A 17,611-nucleotide genomic window follows, 5' to 3' on the forward strand; every position below is an offset into this window, starting at 1 on the left:
GTTATCAATCGACTCTACCAGCGACCACCATGAACCTTAGCCACATCTTCAGTAACAATAAAAGCATCTGGATCAAGATCACGAATTTTCGCAATTAGCGCCCCATATTCATTAGTATCAACCACAATTAATAATTGCTGCTTCTTTTGCTCGCTGTAACCGCCAACTACATTATAAACAGTCAGACCCTCGTAATCATCTTGGAGCATGGCTTGAATTTCAGCAATATTACCATTGCTCATGATCCGCACCTGGTACTTTTTATCAAAACCAGTCTCGCTATATTGCATAGTTAGGGTCGTGATCACTTCAGAAAAAGCGGCCAACAAAAAGGCCTCCATCCCATCAACAAAGATATTTAATATAATAATAATCATATCAATTAGCATCAACCCAATTGCGGAATCAAGATAAAAATATTTCTTGAAAATTAATGGTGGAATCGTAGTCCCACCTGCAGAAGCATCAATCTGATAGAGCATCGAAATCCCGATTCCCATCAAAACGCCACCATAAATAACTGCCAACAAATCATTCTTAGTGATTTGCATACTTGGCGTTATCTGCATTAAAATAGGTAATAAAATACTTCCAAGTGCTACTTTTTTTAACGTTTTCTTTCCTAAAAAAATTGCTGCCAACACAATCATTACTATATTAAAAATAAAGACGGTAATTGAACGATTGACACCCCAGACAGCGTCAATTAAGATGGCAACTCCTGTTGCGCCACCTGCCGCGATATTAATCGGGGCATAAAATAAGTTAATTGCAACTGCAATTATTTCTAAACCACCAATAAAAAATAACCAATACTTTAAAGAATGCGCATGTTTTTGCTTTGTCATCCACTCTTCCTTCCACATTAAAAAAGATAACAGTTTTGCAAGTTAGTATAACAAAAAATAAACCTGGACTTCAAACAGCCATCACAGTATTAACCGCTTTTTAAATAATCATTAGTAAAGGGAAAAATTATGATTAATGAATTAGAACAATTATTACAAGCACCGACTGCATCATTTCAAATTAACGAAAATCAATTAAACTTTATGTTAACTAACCTTGGCAACCCAGATTCGCATTTGCGTGATGACCTAATTTATACTTTATTTGCTAGGGCAATGGCAGAAGATGCCTTCACACCTAACCAAATTAAAAAGATTGTCCAATATTTTTTTACTGAGCAACCATTATTTTCAAAAATCACTTCACCAGCAAGTGACGCAATTTTTGAGCGCAGCTTTGCGGCTCTGCTGGGCGAATTATTACTGACTAAGGACAAATCCAACCATATTTTAACTGAACAACAGCGTAATACCCTATTCTCATGGAGTATTACTTATCTTAAAAACGAAAATGATTATCGTGGTTATGTTAAGGGTAAGGGCTGGGCACATAGCCTAGCTCACGGTAGCGACTTTTTGGGTAGCAGTCTAGCCCATCCGCTTTTTAAAAGTAGCAACATTGCTTCAACAGCTGAAATTTGGTCAATAATTCCCACTATCTTAACTAAAATCACCCAACCCCTGGTCGATGATGAACCAGAACGAATAGCGCACGCCTTTTACTTGGGTGTTAAAAACCACGTAATTGCAACAACCGATCTGAAAAATAAGATTGCCTACCTCGACCACCAAATGTGGCAAAATAACCCACTCGCAGAACCAGTTGATTTTTATCGTTTGAGTATCTGGCAACAGCTGCTACGCAATTGGTACTTCTTCTTTGCTGATGAGCCAAAGTTACAGCAATTTTTACAGAATAAGATTAATAATTATTTCAATAAAATGGGATACGAAACTAATAACTAAGCTCCCTATTCTGTTTCATAGGTAATCGTTTGATTACCTTCATAAGCTGGTAACCCATTAGCTGCACGATATAGCGCACGCTCAAAGGCTTGGTAGCCTTTGCTTGAACTAACTGCAAACCCAACATGGTACTTACTAGCAAATTCACGAATATTCCACGTGCTATCATGTGCTGCAAAGGCAGTAACTAAAATCACCAAGTCCAGTGTCTGAATTTGCCTGTCCATTAATTTCTTCTTTCCTTGAAAGGCATCAATTGCTACTGGAATACCGTTATAACGCCTAACAATACTTTCTAGCATTACTTCATTCTGATTATCACCAATCGCAATTCCAACACGCTGATAATGTAAATCTAGAGCTAATTTGGTAATTTTCGACTCAGAATTAGCCTGTTTTATTTTTTTCTTTTTCGTTTTTGGTTTTACTTGTGGTTGGTCAAGTTGATAAATCCAGCGCAGTTTAATAGCCTGTGCAGGATTCTTTTTTAGATTAACATCACCAGCATACCAAGCTAGATCAACAATTGAACCATCAACAATTGGCGTATCATCAGTTTGATAACGGCTAGCATCAATTGGTAAGACAATACTCTTGCCACGGATTCGTAATTTTTGCCCATGAATATCATGAGTTATCGCTAAGTGACCTGTTCCACCCTGTACTACGGCATATTTGAACTCTTCTATCTTGTCAAATTCTGTTGTTGCCAGCTCGCGGTGTCCCACTACAAGTAAAATACTTGCTTCATAATGACTTGTAACTGGTTCTGGTAGAGCTTCAACAATATCTCCACTAGTCAAATTAAATTGATGAATTTGCTTTTCTGTTAAAGTATAAACAATCTCATTATTATCATTAATTAAGTCACAACCAAGAACCAAACGAATTACCGTATAACGCTTGCCTTTGCGGTAATCTCGCTTCGGCTTATTTGGTTTAATAGCTTGTTCAAAAACTTGCTGGTTGACTTCCTCTTTAGTAACAGTTGATTGCTGAATAGCAACTTCTAACTGTGCTAATTCACTACCATATTGCTTAGCTATCGCTTGATCAAAGGTTAAGCGATGCAATGCTGATAGTGACTGCTTTTGAGCAGCATTGCTTCCTGGTGACTTAATTAATTGACTAATTCCCAGTAGCAATTGCTTAATCTCTTTGTTTGCAGTTTGAGTGGCTTGAGTCTTTTGAGCAGCTGTAGATTGCGAATCAACCATACCGAGAACTGCCTTAATTGCAGCCAAGCCATTTTTCAAACTTCGTTCGTCACCAGCGGTTTTTTGTAAAATTTGTTTTAAATTATTGCGGTAATCAAATGTCTCTTTCAATTTCTTCATCCTTAATTACATAATATAACCATTATAGCCGAAAAAATTGCTTAACCCAAAAAACGTCCCAAGATATTTTTACCTAGGGACGTTTTTGAATAGAAGCTCAGACTAATTATTCAAAATTAGCTGCTTTAATATACTTACCATTACCAAGAATATAATATTTCTGGTGTTTAATTGTAATCGGATCGCCATAAGTGGCAATTATTTGATGCTTATTAAGCACTTGTTTACCTTGTCGATTACCATATTTACTATACAGATAAGCATTATGTGTCAATTTAAGTCTAGCCGCATCAATATTACCAGCAGCAACATATAAGCCATTACTTAAACGATAATATTCTTGCCTACCAATTATTTCTTTACCAGTGGTTTCAACTACCGAATTAGCGTTAAGTACAATACCATTGGCCCGCTTTCCTTGCTCGTCATACAGATAAGTATTGTGCATTAACGTATGAGGAACCGACTTATTTGAAGAACTTTCCTCAGCAAGAATTGTTAGCGAAACATTCTCATCCACTACCTCTGACTTAACGTTAACCGACTTGACATAGCGACCGTCGCCAATAATGTAATATTGCTTACCGTGAATCTTAACTGGGCTGCCATAAGTAGCAATTGTTTTGCCAGCTTTTAAAGTCACACTATTCTTAACCGGATTACCATATTTATCATAAATCTTTGCATTGTGCTTCAACTTCAAGTTAGTAGCGTTAACATTAGCAGCATCAAGATAATATTGCTTAGTTCCACTACCTTTCTTAGTTAAAATATAGTATTCACGACCATTAATTAGCTTAATACCATAGGTTTTTACAATCGATCCGGCACCAATAACAACCTTATTAGCACGAATACCATCTTCATTATAAACATAAGCATTATGCATCAAGGTAACATCATTGCCTTGATGCAATTCATCATTTGCAACTGGCTTAAGAGGTGCTGATCCATTATTTTCAGAGTTCGTTGGCCGAGGTGTGGTTTCTACAATTTGCTTAATCTTGCTAATTGTCTTTTGACTTTCAGTCTGCACTCCTGACAGCATTGTCTGTTGATCAATTGACTCATTACCAATATTTACAGCCGTTTGAACTTGACCCTTTAGAACTGCCTTTTCTTCTTCTGAGTATGCTTGATTATTATCAATTTGCTCATTTGCAGTAGTTGCTGCGTTCGCAATTTCAGTTTTAGCCTGGTCTTTAGCTTGCGCCAATTGCTTGGCCAAGTCCTCACCAAGTACAGCTTCAATTGTTGTTTGGTCTGAACAAACTTTACTAATCTGATCAATTGCTTTATCACGTGCATTAGTCACATCTTCAGAAGTCGCAAGCTTGTCAAAATCGACTTGAGCTGCTTTATTTACCTCCGCCATTAGTATTGCTTGTTGCTCTTTGGTATAACCTCCTGCATTAATTTTTGCTTGAGCATTGGCCAAAGCGTCATTAACCACACCTTGGGCAATTTCACGCTCAGCCTTTAAAACATCTTTTTTAAGTTCTTTATTGGTCTGACCTTTTGCTTCTTTGTGATTTCTGAAAGCGGCATCAACTCTAGCAGTATTTGCTTGAACACCAAACTTATCGTGCAATTTTTCTAGTGCACTCTGATATGCAGCAATTATTTGCTGATTTGCCTGCTCTTTTTGAACATTAAGATTTTCAGCTAACATATTATCAATTGTTGCTTGATCGAGACTATATTTACCAATCTCAGTAACTATATCATTACGAGCTTCAGTAATTGCATCTGAAGTAATTAATGTATCAAAGTCAACCTGATCCTTATTTCTAACTTGATCACGTAATGTCTGTTTTTCGATACTAGTTAAATTTGTTCCATCTGCATGAGTTAATGAACTAATTTCATTATCTGCAGCTACGATCGCATCTTTAATACTACCTCGGGCAATTACCCGTTCTCCAGTGAGTTCAGCTTGTTTAACTTGATTCTCATTGTCAGCTTCAGTAATGCCATTTTTAGCAACACTATACTGATCTTTAATATTACTCAAATTAATCTTACTACCAAAAACTGCTTGTAGTTTATCAATCGCCTGTTGATAAATAATTGCAAGATGATCTTTAGCTTGGGTCTTAGACTGTTCCAGTTTAACCGCTGCATCATCATTTAAAATTGCAGTAATTGTAGTTTGGTCTGAACAAACTTTACTAATTTGATCAATTGCTTGATCACGTGCATTAGTCACATTTTCAGAAGTGGCAAGCTTGTCAAAATCGACTTGAGCTGCTTTATTTACCTCTGCCATTAATACTGCTTGTTGATCTTTAGTATAATTTTCTGACCCAATTTTGGTTTGAGCATTGGCTATAGCATCTTTAACCGCAGCTTGTGCAATTTCCTTTTCAGCCTTTAAAACATCTACCTTAAGTGCGTCACCAGTCTCACCTTGGGCTTCCTTATGATTTTCATAAGCGGCAGCTACTCTAGTTATATCAACAGTATTACCAAAGGCAGCTTTTAATTTGGCAACTGCAGCGTCATAAATATCCTTAATCTGCTTGTTTGCCTTCGCCTTTTGAGCTGATAAATCGCCATTTATAATCTCATCAATTACATCAGCATCTGAACAATCTCGACTAATCTGTTCGATTGCCCGATCACGAGCCCTACCAATACTCTTAATGTCATTGGCAGTAGTAACATTAACTTTTCCAGCTGCAGCATCCTTAGCCACTTGCTTCTTTAATGCTTCTTTGTCAGCTTCATTATGCTTGCTATTGGTAATTTTTCCATTTGCCGCAACCACTGCATCAGCAATTGCTCCCTGAGCCATAGCTTGTTCACCTTTTACAGCAATTAAAGCTACCTGATCAGTTACAGCAGTATCAGCCAACTTCTTCTTAGCTTGAGTATAGGCTTCATCAAGCATATTCAATGCAATATTATCACCAAATTCGCCTTGTAACTTATTAACAGCTGCTTCATAGGCATTTAGCAAATCGCTTTCTGCTTGTGTTTTGGCCTGACTAAGTTGAACATCATTACTTGTGCCCAACGCTACATTAATCGTGTTAACATCCGTACAATCTTTGCGAATTTGCTTAATTGCTTCATCACGAGCTGTAGTAATTGCCGCAGAAGTGGTCATGCTTGCAAAATTAATGTTAGCATCTTGCTGAACCTTAGCCACCAATGCTGCTTGTTCAGCTGCAGTATATGAACTACCTGTTTCATGTTGCAATTGACCAATTAGCTGCTCGGCATTAGTTACCGCATCCGCAATCGCACCTTGTGCAATTGCGCGCTCAGCTTTAAGTGCATCAGCTTTAAGTTCAGCAACAGTATTGCCTTGCGCCATTTTATGTTTGTTATAGGCTTGATCAACATATTGGGTACTAGATTCATCAAATTCAGCCTGTAGTTTAGCAACTGCTTGGTCATAAATAGTCTTGATCTGTTGGTCAAGACGTTCCTGCTGAACACCAAGGTCTTGATCAAAAATTGCATTGATTGTAGCTTGAACATTGCTATCATTTTGGATTTGAGTAATTGTCTTATCTCGAACAGTTTCAGTGTCTTTAATAGTCGTCTGCTTAGCAATTTCATCCTTACCATTATTAGCAGCTTGCTTAACCTTATCTTTAAGCGCTTGTTTTTCTGCTTCAGTATAATTTTTATTGTTATCAATAACCTGCTTGGCAGTAGTAACTGCTTGGTCAATAGCAGAGTTAGCCACTGTTTTAGCCTGTTCCAATTTTTCCTGCTGCACCGCCGAATCATTAGCAAAAATGTTGTTAATAGTAGTTTTATCAGAACAAATGCTACTAATATTGGCTATTACCTTATCACGCATTCTTTCAATTGAGGAAGAGTATTTTCCGGTTGAAAAGTCAGCTTTATCATACTCTTGCTGAATTGCCGCTGTTAAGGCGGCTTTTTGTACCTCTGAATATGTCTTATTAGCAGCTATTTTTGCATTCGCAGCTATTTTTGCATCTGTAATCGAACCTTGCGCAATCAGTCGTTCTCCAGCAAGCTCAGCTTCATGCAGTTCACTAACTTGGTCAACATTATTCAAACTTTCTTTGGCTTGGTCATATTGCTGGTTTAAATTAGTAATAGGAACATTAAATCCTAAATAAGCTTGCAGCTGTCCTTGAGCCGTTACATAAGCAATTTCTAAATCATTAAGTGTCTTAGCCTTTTGAACTGCCAAATCATTAGTCAAAATATTATTGGCAGTAACAGAATCTTTACTTATTTTGCTAATCTGATCAATCGTAGCATCACGTTTAGTAGTAATTGCCGTTGAATCAGTTAATTTATTGAAATCAACGTTTGCTAATGCAGCAACTTGGTTCTTTAACGCTTGTTGTTCAATGGTAGTATAATTCCCAGCTTCAATCAATTGATCAGCAGCTACTTGGGCATCTGCCACAGCACCTTGAGCAATTAGTCGTTCTCCAGTAAGTTGTAAAGCTGCAATTTCTGCAACAATACTGTTAGCAGTTTCACCTTTAGCGATAATTCCAGCAGTAGCTGCAGCATATTGCGTGTTAAGACTAGTTAATGCAACGTCTTTGCCAAAGTCAAGTTGTAATTTTGCTTTAGCAGCCTGATAAATTACCTCCAGATTTGCCTTAGCCTTAGCTTTTTCTTGGTCAAGGATAACTGTTGGATCATTTGCTATCGCTTCATTAATAGTAGCAGAATCAGTATAATCTTTTAAAATTTGCTCAATAGCAGCATCACGAAGCGTTTCAGCATCATCTGCAGTTGCAGCATTATCAATTCTAGCTTTGCCTTCCTTTAAATCTTTAGCAACTAGGTTCTTGATAGCTTGTTTTTCATTTGTGGTTAAATCTTGACCATTTTCATGCTTTAAGCTATTAATTTGCAAATTGGCTGCATCAGACGCTGCGTCAAGTGCAGCTTGATCAATTTCCTTAATAGCAGTTAAGATATAGTTTCGTATCGCTCCAGCAGTTTGCAAACCAGACATTTGATTTACCACATTAAGAAGTGTTGTATCTAACTTACTCTGATCAATATCCTTACCTAATTTTGTTTGTGCAGAATTATACGCCGCTGCAAGTGCAGCGTAAGCTTCTTTACCCGCAGAAATCAGTTCATTGGCATCATCCAAGCCAGCTTGAGTTAAAACTGCATTAATATTGCTTTGAGCTATAGTAATAACTTCATTTAATCGTTCCTGATTGCCAATTATATCATTATCATTTGGCAATATTTGATCAAGTGAATTATTAGCCGCTTTAACTGCATTATCAACTTTATTCTGTGAAAGTTGCTGATTAGCAAGACTTAGGTTGTTATTTTGGCTAATTTGGTCTTTAGCCTGATCAGCTGCCTGTTTAATTTGCTCCTTAGCTTTTAGCTTATTAAGTGCTGTTAAGCCTTGATCATAAGCGGTTATTGCTTGTGCAATATCTTTGGCATTAGCCAAATCAGTTAAACTAGTTTCAATCGTAGTAACTAAATCAGGGTAGTTTTGCTTCTGATCAGTTGTTAAATGCTGATAATTAATTTCTAAATCGGCAGTATTTTCGATTTCGTTTGTAAGCCATGGATAATTTGCAGCGTTATCTTTAGCTAATACCTGACTAATTGCGGTTTCCCCAGCTTGTTCAAAACCGTGAACTTGATTTTGATACTCTTTTGCATCAACTGGTTGATTATTTTCGTCAACAAATGGTACCTGCATATCAGCTGAGGCAGCAGTAAAGACTGCATTAATCTTATCCTTAGCAGCTGCCTTTTGTTCAGCCGTCAACTGCGAACGATCAATGATAGCAAAGGCCTTTTGCTTAAATGCATTCAAATTATTGATTTCACCATTACGATAGGAATTATTAGTAGCCTCAAAAACAATATTATTAAAGCAAATTGTTCCATCGCTATATGCTTGCTCACTTTCAGCATCAGTTTTGGCATTAGTAATATTATCTATAGCCTGATCAGCTGCCAGATTAATTTTGTTATGATAACTCGTTTTTTCTGTATCAGACAGCCAATCAGTCGAATCGATAACGGACTTAAGCTTAGTAACTGCAGCATTAAGCTTGCCAATATAATCACGCTTTTGCTGGTCCAAATTACTGGTAGCAACTATCTTATCAATCCCAGCTTCACCAAAATTAGCAGCTTCCGTTGCAACAGGAATTCCCTTTTCAGCATTTTGAACTGCTATTTTGGCAGTATTAAAATCAGCCTGTGTGGGATGTTCAGGTAAAGTTATCGCATTAATCTTATCAATCGCTTTTTGTGCCGCTGCTTGAATTTGCTGTGCTAAATCAGCTTTTTCGGCTGCTGTTAAATTATCCAAGTTTGCCAAGGCACCAGTTCCGTGCTCGCCAGCCGCATAAGCGTTAATTGCAGCAATTTGCTTGTTCTGCTCAATTATAAGTTTACTTGGCAAAATTGAACCATCAATTAGGACAATTCCTGCATTTTGTGCGGCTTGAATTGTACTAGCACCATGAGCTGCATAAATCTTGGAAATCCCATCCTTTAAAGCTTGATCAATTGCCTTACGTGCTGTTGAAACTTGACTGCTATTTAATAATGGCTTAGTTGAATCAGCCATATTAGCTACCAGATTAGTTAAATCATCATTAATTTTAGCAGCCTCTGCTTGCAGACTATCGATTGCAGCAGTTTTAGTTTTCACATTCTCCATTACCCCATTAATTGCAGCAATGCCATCAGCTTTAGCGACATTAATCGCACTCACGCCCTTTGTTTTAGCAGTATTAATTGCACTATTGGCCTTTTTGCGCTCGCTTTCAACTTCATCTCGCAGGTGCTGGGCAACCGCCTCATCCATGATGCTATGATCAGCACTAATTTGATTAATTTTATTATTAGAGTCATCCGCAGCTGCTTGAATTGCATTAAGAGCTGTAGTATATGCTATTTCAACATCTATTTGATTGCTAATCTCACCTAAAGCAGATTCACCAGCAACTTCGGCTGAATTTACTTTAGTTACATCATCAGCCAAGTTAATTGAACTGGTTGCTGTATCAACAGCCTGACCGATCAATTGGTACATTTCATCATATTGTGGCTGCGTCAAAGTACTTGTTGTCAAACCTGTCTTAATCCGATTTTTAATGGTTTCAGCTTTTTTATTTATTTTATTAATAGCCGCTGCCTGTGCGTTACGTAATTCACTATTTTTAGCACCATCAACCAAAGCCTGAATTTCATCTTGACCTTTTTTCAGATTAACTTTAAGACGACGTTCAGATGGAGAGCTATTAACAACTGTCTTAGCTTTATCTCGGGCCTTACCAATGTTAGTTACAACCGTATATTTATCAGCTGTTGACAGTTCTTCATCAGCGATTTGCATCACTATACCGATAGCATCACTTGCTTGTTCATCTAATTTATTATTAGCTATAATCTTACTATTTGCCAAAGTTATTTGTCTATATATACTGTCAATCTCATTTTCACTATAATCAACAACGGCGCTAATATAGCTTACTGTAGAACTAGTATTAATTCGATAGATACCACTTTCATAGAAGCCATTAATGGCAGCTTTAGCATCTTCTTTATCATTACTTGCTATATAAGCTAAAGCATCAATATCTGCAAGAACACCTTTGTTGTTAGCTCCATCGCCTTTTACCAGCTGATCAAGTTCTTTGATGGCTGCTGCCCTGGCTTGCTTCAAATTATTATTATTAGCATCATTTTTTACTTGATTAATAGCCTTTACCGTATCATCACGGATTTGGTTGATAGTAGTAATATCATTCGTTTGGTCGAGTTGATTTTGGGCTTCATCAACAAGTTGCTTGATAGTCTTTTTATCATCCTTACCAAGAATATCATTATCTTCATCAGCTGCTGTTTGGATTGCCGTTTTTGCCTGCACTCTAGCTGAATTAATATAAAAGTCAAAAGTCCCCGAATTAATTAATTCCTCTCCATCACTAAGAGCAGACATAATTTTGTTATACGTATCAGCTTGATCGAACTCAGTATGTATCTTTGACTTGACGGAATCCATGTAGTCTAGGGTGCTTGTATAGTCACTACTGAGTTGGTGTTGCTCATCCACTGTAAGAGCGGCATAAGCAGCATTTAGATCATCAATAGCCTGTTGAAATTCACGATCAAATTGATCTTTAGATTGCTGTCTTAATTTGTTAAGCACAGTCTGATTAGCATTTGCCTCCGCTGTAGCAATTGCTTGCTCACCTTGCTTTTCAGCATTAACCACATTTGTAGTAGTTGTTTCAGGATTATCACCAAGCGCAGTTAAATTATTTTTAGCTGTCTCTAAAGCTTCGTTAATGGCATCGATAATTTGTTGTTTATCTGGATTATCTTCTGAAATACTATTAATTTCGCCTTGAGCATATTGATCAAGCTTTGCCTGATTGGTAGTAATCGCTTCAGACACAGTTTGAGCAGCAGTCAACACGTTGTCCATGGCTGAAATTCCAGTTTCCTTTTCAAGATTTACTTGCGCAACTGTTGTTAGATCAGAAGCCTTTACTTTATCCACCGCATCATGATAAGCAGTACTTACTTTCTGCTTAAGAGTTGCCTTGACATCAGTACTAATACTAGTTAGAGCATCAATTGCATTAGTAATATTAGTTTCCTCAGCTAGTAATTCTTTGAGAGCAGCATTTTTGGCTGATTGCAAATTAGCTGCTGTCTTGATGGACGTCAACTTATTTCCGCCCGCTAACTGATTGTTCTTAACATCTTGGACAGTTTGAGAATTTTGAATGTTAGTCTTAGCAGTTTGCAAAGCGTTCGAAAGCAAGTCGTCATCAAAATGTTCTTTTTCAGTTAAACTGAGGTACTCATCCCGATTTATAGCTTTGCTAGCATCCCTAGCAATCTCATCCAAAGCCTTGAGTGCAGCTTCCTTAGCTGTTCGCAATTCTTCGTTTACACTACCAGTCAGATCGGAAACGACACTATCTATTGCACTAGTAGCAGAATTTTTCTGTTGAACAATATCTACACTATTATTGGCCTTATTAACGTTGGAAACACCAGTATCATAGTAACCAGTAATGTTAGCTAGATACATCTTCTTATCGTCAGCACTGATTTTACCATCAGTAAATAACTGATTGATTGCAGCTAATGCAGTATCTTTATGAGTGGCTAATTCAGCTAATGCGCTTGCTCGATCAGCCGCAATTTGTGAAGCAGCTAAATCTGAATTGATGGCGGTTTTACCCTCCTGTTCAGCATTATCAATCGCAGTTTGACTGGCAGAACTATTAATTCGATCTTTAGCAGTGTTAAAATCGGTATTAATTTTATCAATATAAGTTTGCTTATCGCTGTTACTTAATTGCTCATCAGAAATTGCTTTAATTTTATTAATTGCACCTTCAACGATTGCTTGCAATCTACCAATTGCAGTATCCTTACCAGTTTGCAAGGTTGCCTGATCCTTTACTCCTGCAGAATTAAGCACTTTATCCATATAGTCAGTTGCCGTACTTTGAGCAACTGAAACCTTATCTGAATTACTTGCAGCATTAATTTGTGCTATTCCACTATTGTAGTAACTATCAACTTGTGCCTGATAATCAGTAATTTGATCAGCAGTTAAATTATCCAGATCAGCAATTTTTTGCTTAGTTTCGCTTGCATATTGCTTAATTGCAGCAGTGGCATTAGCTTTTTGTGATGTTAAAGTTGCGGCACTAAATATTTTGTTTAGTCCTCTGATACCACTATCATACTCAGCATTCAATGCTTCCTGAGTAGCTGCTTGTTTAATCTTATAAGCGGCCGAATTAGAATCTTCAACTTGAACAATCGCTTGTAGTTGTGCTAGGTAATTTGCTTTTTCAGTTGCAGTTAATCCGGTCAACGCATTAAGATTCTTTTCAATATCTTGCTCAGCATTATTAAGATCGTTTAAAACTGTTTGTTTTTGACCTGCAAGAATACCGGCAGACTTAACACGATCTAACTCGGTTAGACCTGCTTGTAAATTATTATCAAGATCTTCTTGATTAGTCGCTGCGCTAAGTTTATCGCCATAAGCAGTATGAGCGCTATTGGTCAAAATGCCTTGGGCTTGCGCCATTAATGATGCAAATAAATCTGGCGTCAATAAATCTTTTTGTTCATTTAAGGTAGTTTCAACAGCTTTTTCTGCATTAATTAATTCTTGTTTAGCGCCAATCCGATCAATTGTCACTAAACCAGCAGTTTTTACTTGTTCCAAATTATCTGCAGTTGTTGTAGCTGCAACAAGATTTGCCAATGCAGTTTCTTTAGCAGCAGTAATTTGATCTTTCAGCGCTGGATATTGGGTGATCTGGGCTACTGCTACTTGTTCAATCTCCGCTTTGGCAGCTGTTTGATCAATTAGAAATAGACCTGCTTTTTGTTTCTGGTTAATAGTTGCTACATCAGTCAGTCCAGCTAGTCCGGCAAGTGCCTGTTTCTTAGCTTTTTCAAACTCATCCTTGTAGTCAGGATATTGGTCTGCAAACTTGGCTGCTGCCGCTTTAATCGCATCTTGAGCTGCATCAAGTTTAGCAATACTATTAATTTGCGCCACACCAGCAGTTTGTGCTTGATTTAGATCTGTTAAATTACTTGTAATCAGTGTTGCTACTGCAGTATTCAACGCTTGATTAATTAATTCTTGTTCATCCGGATTAGCAGCTACTTGATTATCACGAGTAGTTTGTAAAGCCTTAATAGCATTTAAGCGACTGGTTACTTCCGTAATAATGTCTTGGGCCTTTTTGTATTCAGACTTGACAGTTTCTTCATCGCTAGCCTTGTCAATGGTTGCCTGACCAACAACATCTGTATTAGCAGCAGTTTGAGTTGCTGCAATATCAAGCGCTACTTGCAATTGATCCTTTAAGCCGTTAATTGCAGCCTTTTGCGCCTGATCAATTCCTGCTCCATTAGCCGCCTGATCAATGAGATTCAGCAAATCACCATTAGTAATTTGATTATTCAAGTCCTGCTTGAACTTGTTCTTATAATCAGCAATCGCGTTCTTAACTTGTGCAATTCCTGCTTTAATATCTGGAACATCTTCACGATTATTTGAATTAGCATTTTCAAGGTCAGTTGAACCCTGTAAATTACTAGTTTCAGTCTCGTTAAAAATCGTTTCATCTGCCTGACTAATGACACTAGTCAAATTGAGTGAAAATTTGCTGTCACTACTATCAGGGAAAGCTGTTTGCAAATCAGCAATGGCATTGTGAAACTCAGAAAGTGCACAAATTCTAGTCGTAAAATCACTAAATGAGCCGACAACTTGATTCTTAATATTAGTTATATCGCCAATCGTTGTGGCCTGCATAATACTATCGTGACCATTAGCATTAGTAACCGCAGTGTTCAAGCGCGCTTTTAGTTCATCAGTTAAGTTGGCTTCAGCAATTTGTAATTCAATCAGCCTTGCTGAAGTAGCAATCTGATTATTTGCCCAACTTTGATAATCAGCTAGCACATTAGCCATTGCATTATCTCTAGCATCATTAATCGCAATCGTACCAGAAGCCGCATTAATCGCTGCTTTACCTTTATTTAGACTAGCCTTATACGCAGAATTAGCGTTAGCATCAGCACTTTGCACAAAAGCATCCAGTTCTGCACTAGCTGCACTTTGGTCAAACTGGTCGAGAATGGTTTGCTTACGCTCATTAGCCGCCACAATACTAGTAGTTCCATAAATCGACTTAGTCCGATCATAGTTAGGATCGATTGGTTTAGCAATTGCGGCTTCCAAAGCATTATTAACTTTAGAAATATAACCAGTTTGACTTGACAATAAACCCAATTTAGCAGCTTTGATGCGAGTAATTGCAGCTTGAGCTGCGGCATTCAAGTCAGCAGCTATGGCATCTTGAGTTTCTCCTAAAGTTTGAACACTTAGATCGGTAATTAACGGTCGTGCTTGAGCATCACCGGCTGGCAAAGTCAAACTAGTCGGATTATAGCTAACAAAGTTCGCATTAGGTGTTAACTTTAATTTATCACCCTTGCGTAATTTAATAGTTTGGTCAGCAGGAATAGTAAAACTAAACGTTCCATTATCTTTAACTTGGGCAGCGAATTGATCAGGTTGGTCATCAGTTTTGTCGCTTTGATACGGTGACTTAAGCTTGTCATCAACGATATATTGATCCTTTAATTCACCCTCTGTGACAAATTGCGCGGTAATAAAGGTGTTAGTTCCAGTGGGATCATCCTTGTGAGCTGTGAAGTTAAGTACTTGTCCACTAACAGTTCTCGAACCATCAGCGTTGAGAACAATATCTACTTTACCGGCTTCACCTGCTGCATTAGCAATATCTAAGAAGCCTTTTGGATTGGCAGATACAAAATGCACGTAATTATGCTCAGGGCTACCTGCAGCATTGTAAACATCATTTACATACTGGCGGACCGCATCCTCAGCTGCTTGACTAAGACTGACTACATTGTCAACGACAATTCCATTAGCAGAATTATGAATATCAAATTCATGCAGCGGCATGGTAGTTTGCGACTTTTGGCCATTTGGCAAAGTAAATTGGTAATTCTTGGTTTGTTGTCTAACGTTAGTCAGCTTAATCGGGTTAGAAGTAATGACACTGGTTTTGGCATTGGTATTGCCCGAAGCATCAAGGAGCAATTCTTGCGGATTAGTAACAACTAACGTGCCGCCCTTAACATCAATTAAGTTAAGCGCACCCGTTCCCGCACCTAGATTAGCATCAGCTGGAGCTTGCTCAGACGGTATTAGTTGTACCTTGAAGGTTCCATTATTTAAGTTAGCATTCCCAGCAATCAGTACCAGTGTGCCAGCGTATTTTTGCATATTAGTCCCAATGATATTTAAAGCACCACCAGAGTGAACATTCAGGTTTCCTTTGTCATAGAACAGCGTATTGGCATTACCATTAGAATTATTTGAGATATCACCATTAGTAGTAATGTTAATCGCAGCACCATGATGAATATCAATACTAGAATCAGTACTATTTAATGAAATAGCAGCAGCCTGCATATTATCAAGAGTACCGTTAAAGTCGGGATTACCAACATTAATGTCTAGGGTCGCGCCATTACCAACATCTAACGTACCGCCCGCAAGATAGATTCCATAAACTTTGCTAGTAGTTTCTGCCCAATTAGCAGTTATCCCACTAACTGCATTCTTAGCTGGGTTAAGGGTAACATGAGCATTTTCACCAATATTAAGCTTGGCATTGGCGCCACTCATTTGAATTACATTACCACCGATCGTACTTGCCTCAAAAGTGCTATCTGGATCAAACCATAATTCTTGTTTATTATTACTACTACTAGAAAATTCCAGCAACTGTTGATGAGTATAACCACCTGTAACTTTATCGTTATTAACAGGACTAATATATGGCATCGAAATTGTCTCGGCCTGATTTTCACCACTAAAGTGAACCACAATGTCAGGGCCACCAAAATAGGCTAATTGCGTACCATGAAAATCAATATTATTGAAATTCAAGTTGGCAGCCATATTAGCAGTATTAGCTACCCCATAATAGGTCGAACTATAGAGTGAAATATTGCTATAAGTTAGCGTAATATGACTGTTAGCATTGGTAAAACCACCACTAGCAACAGGCTTAGGATCATTAGCTCTAAAGTCAATAATATACTTACCCTTAGGATCATTTGGATCGTAAGATTCAATCGTTAAGTTGCGCTCGCCATTAACTGTAACCGCGAGATCAGATGCGGAATTATTGGGTGCTGTAATATTCTTAGTGACCTTAATTAAGCTAACATTGGCGTTAGCTAGGGCGGCCTTTAATTCGTCCCAATTCTGCACTGCAACTTCTGTAGCAGTTGCAGCTTGCGGCACAACTAATTCTGGCTTGGCCACCTCAGTAGGCAAAGGCGTAGTCGAAGTAGTAGGTTCCTTATCAGTAGTTGTGATATTAGCTACTTGCTGATCTTGGTCTGAAGTATGTGAATCATTAGCTGGAACTTGATCTGTTGATTCTACTGGAGGAGTCGGCTTAGATACTGGCTCTGCAGAAGACGCATTGGCAGGCTTAGCAGTATCTTTATCAGTCTCATCTTTAGCTGGAACTTCCGGAGTTTCTTTCAAAAACAAGCTCAAACCTTGATAAGTTGACAAGTCTGGCTTAGTTGCTTGCTCATGTTTATTTTTAGCTCTAGAAGAAGCCAGCTCGCCAGTGGTATCTTCGGTTTGCGAAGCTTTTTCAGTATCGCGAGTAGAAATAACTGTATCAGCCTTCACACTTTGTGAGTTAGCACCTAAAAACGTAAACCCAAGAAGTACTGATGCAGCACCAATCGTCAACTTTCGAATGGAAAAGCGTTCTTGTTTATTTTGGATTTCCATTTTTCGCAGTCGCTCAGCGAAATTGTTTTTTCCTAGCATAAAATAACCTTCCTTACAAACTCTTATCTATAAAGAAATATTATAACCACGTTCACATTTTATGTAAATAT

4 protein-coding genes are annotated in these 17,611 nt (G+C 37.9%); 1 reads left to right on the top strand and 3 read right to left on the bottom strand.

What is annotated here, in order from left to right; genetic code table 11:
- Positions 1 to 14 precede the first annotated feature (14 nt).
- The gene (locus tag OZX59_RS02900; RefSeq protein WP_277126644.1) at positions 15 to 848 is read right to left on the bottom strand and encodes a YitT family protein; all 834 of its coding nucleotides are present in this window, start codon (positions 846 to 848) and stop codon (positions 15 to 17) included.
- 129 nt (positions 849 to 977) lie between these two features.
- Between OZX59_RS02900 and OZX59_RS02905 the strand changes: the two genes are divergently transcribed.
- Positions 978 to 1,814 carry a DUF2785 domain-containing protein gene (locus tag OZX59_RS02905; protein ID WP_277126645.1) on the top strand — a complete coding sequence of 279 codons (837 nt, stop codon included), beginning with the start codon at positions 978 to 980 and terminating at the stop codon, positions 1,812 to 1,814.
- Positions 1,815 to 1,819: 5 nt separating this feature from the next.
- Here OZX59_RS02905 and OZX59_RS02910 read toward each other — a convergent pair whose 3' ends face one another.
- Complete coding sequence (locus tag OZX59_RS02910; RefSeq protein ID WP_277126646.1) at positions 1,820 to 3,142, bottom strand: DUF2325 domain-containing protein; 1,323 nt, start codon at positions 3,140 to 3,142, stop codon at positions 1,820 to 1,822.
- Positions 3,143 to 3,257: 115 nt separating this feature from the next.
- Positions 3,258 to 17,540, bottom strand: a complete 14,283-nt coding sequence (locus OZX59_RS02915; RefSeq protein WP_277126647.1) for an SLAP domain-containing protein — start codon at positions 17,538 to 17,540, stop codon at positions 3,258 to 3,260.
- Between the last annotated feature and the right edge of the window lie 71 nt (positions 17,541 to 17,611).

The organism is Lactobacillus sp. ESL0681 (genome assembly GCF_029392835.1).
Taxonomy (GTDB): Bacteria; Bacillota; Bacilli; order Lactobacillales; family Lactobacillaceae; genus Lactobacillus.

What these genes read in the sequence shown, in the direction of transcription:
- OZX59_RS02900 (WP_277126644.1), bottom strand. Translation starts at nt 848, where the DNA reads ATGACAAAGCAAAAACATGCGCATTCTTTAAAGTATTGGTTATTTTTT.
- OZX59_RS02905 (WP_277126645.1), top strand. Translation starts at nt 978, where the DNA reads ATGATTAATGAATTAGAACAATTATTACAAGCACCGACTGCATCATTT.
- OZX59_RS02915 (WP_277126647.1), bottom strand. Translation starts at nt 17,540, where the DNA reads ATGCTAGGAAAAAACAATTTCGCTGAGCGACTGCGAAAAATGGAAATC.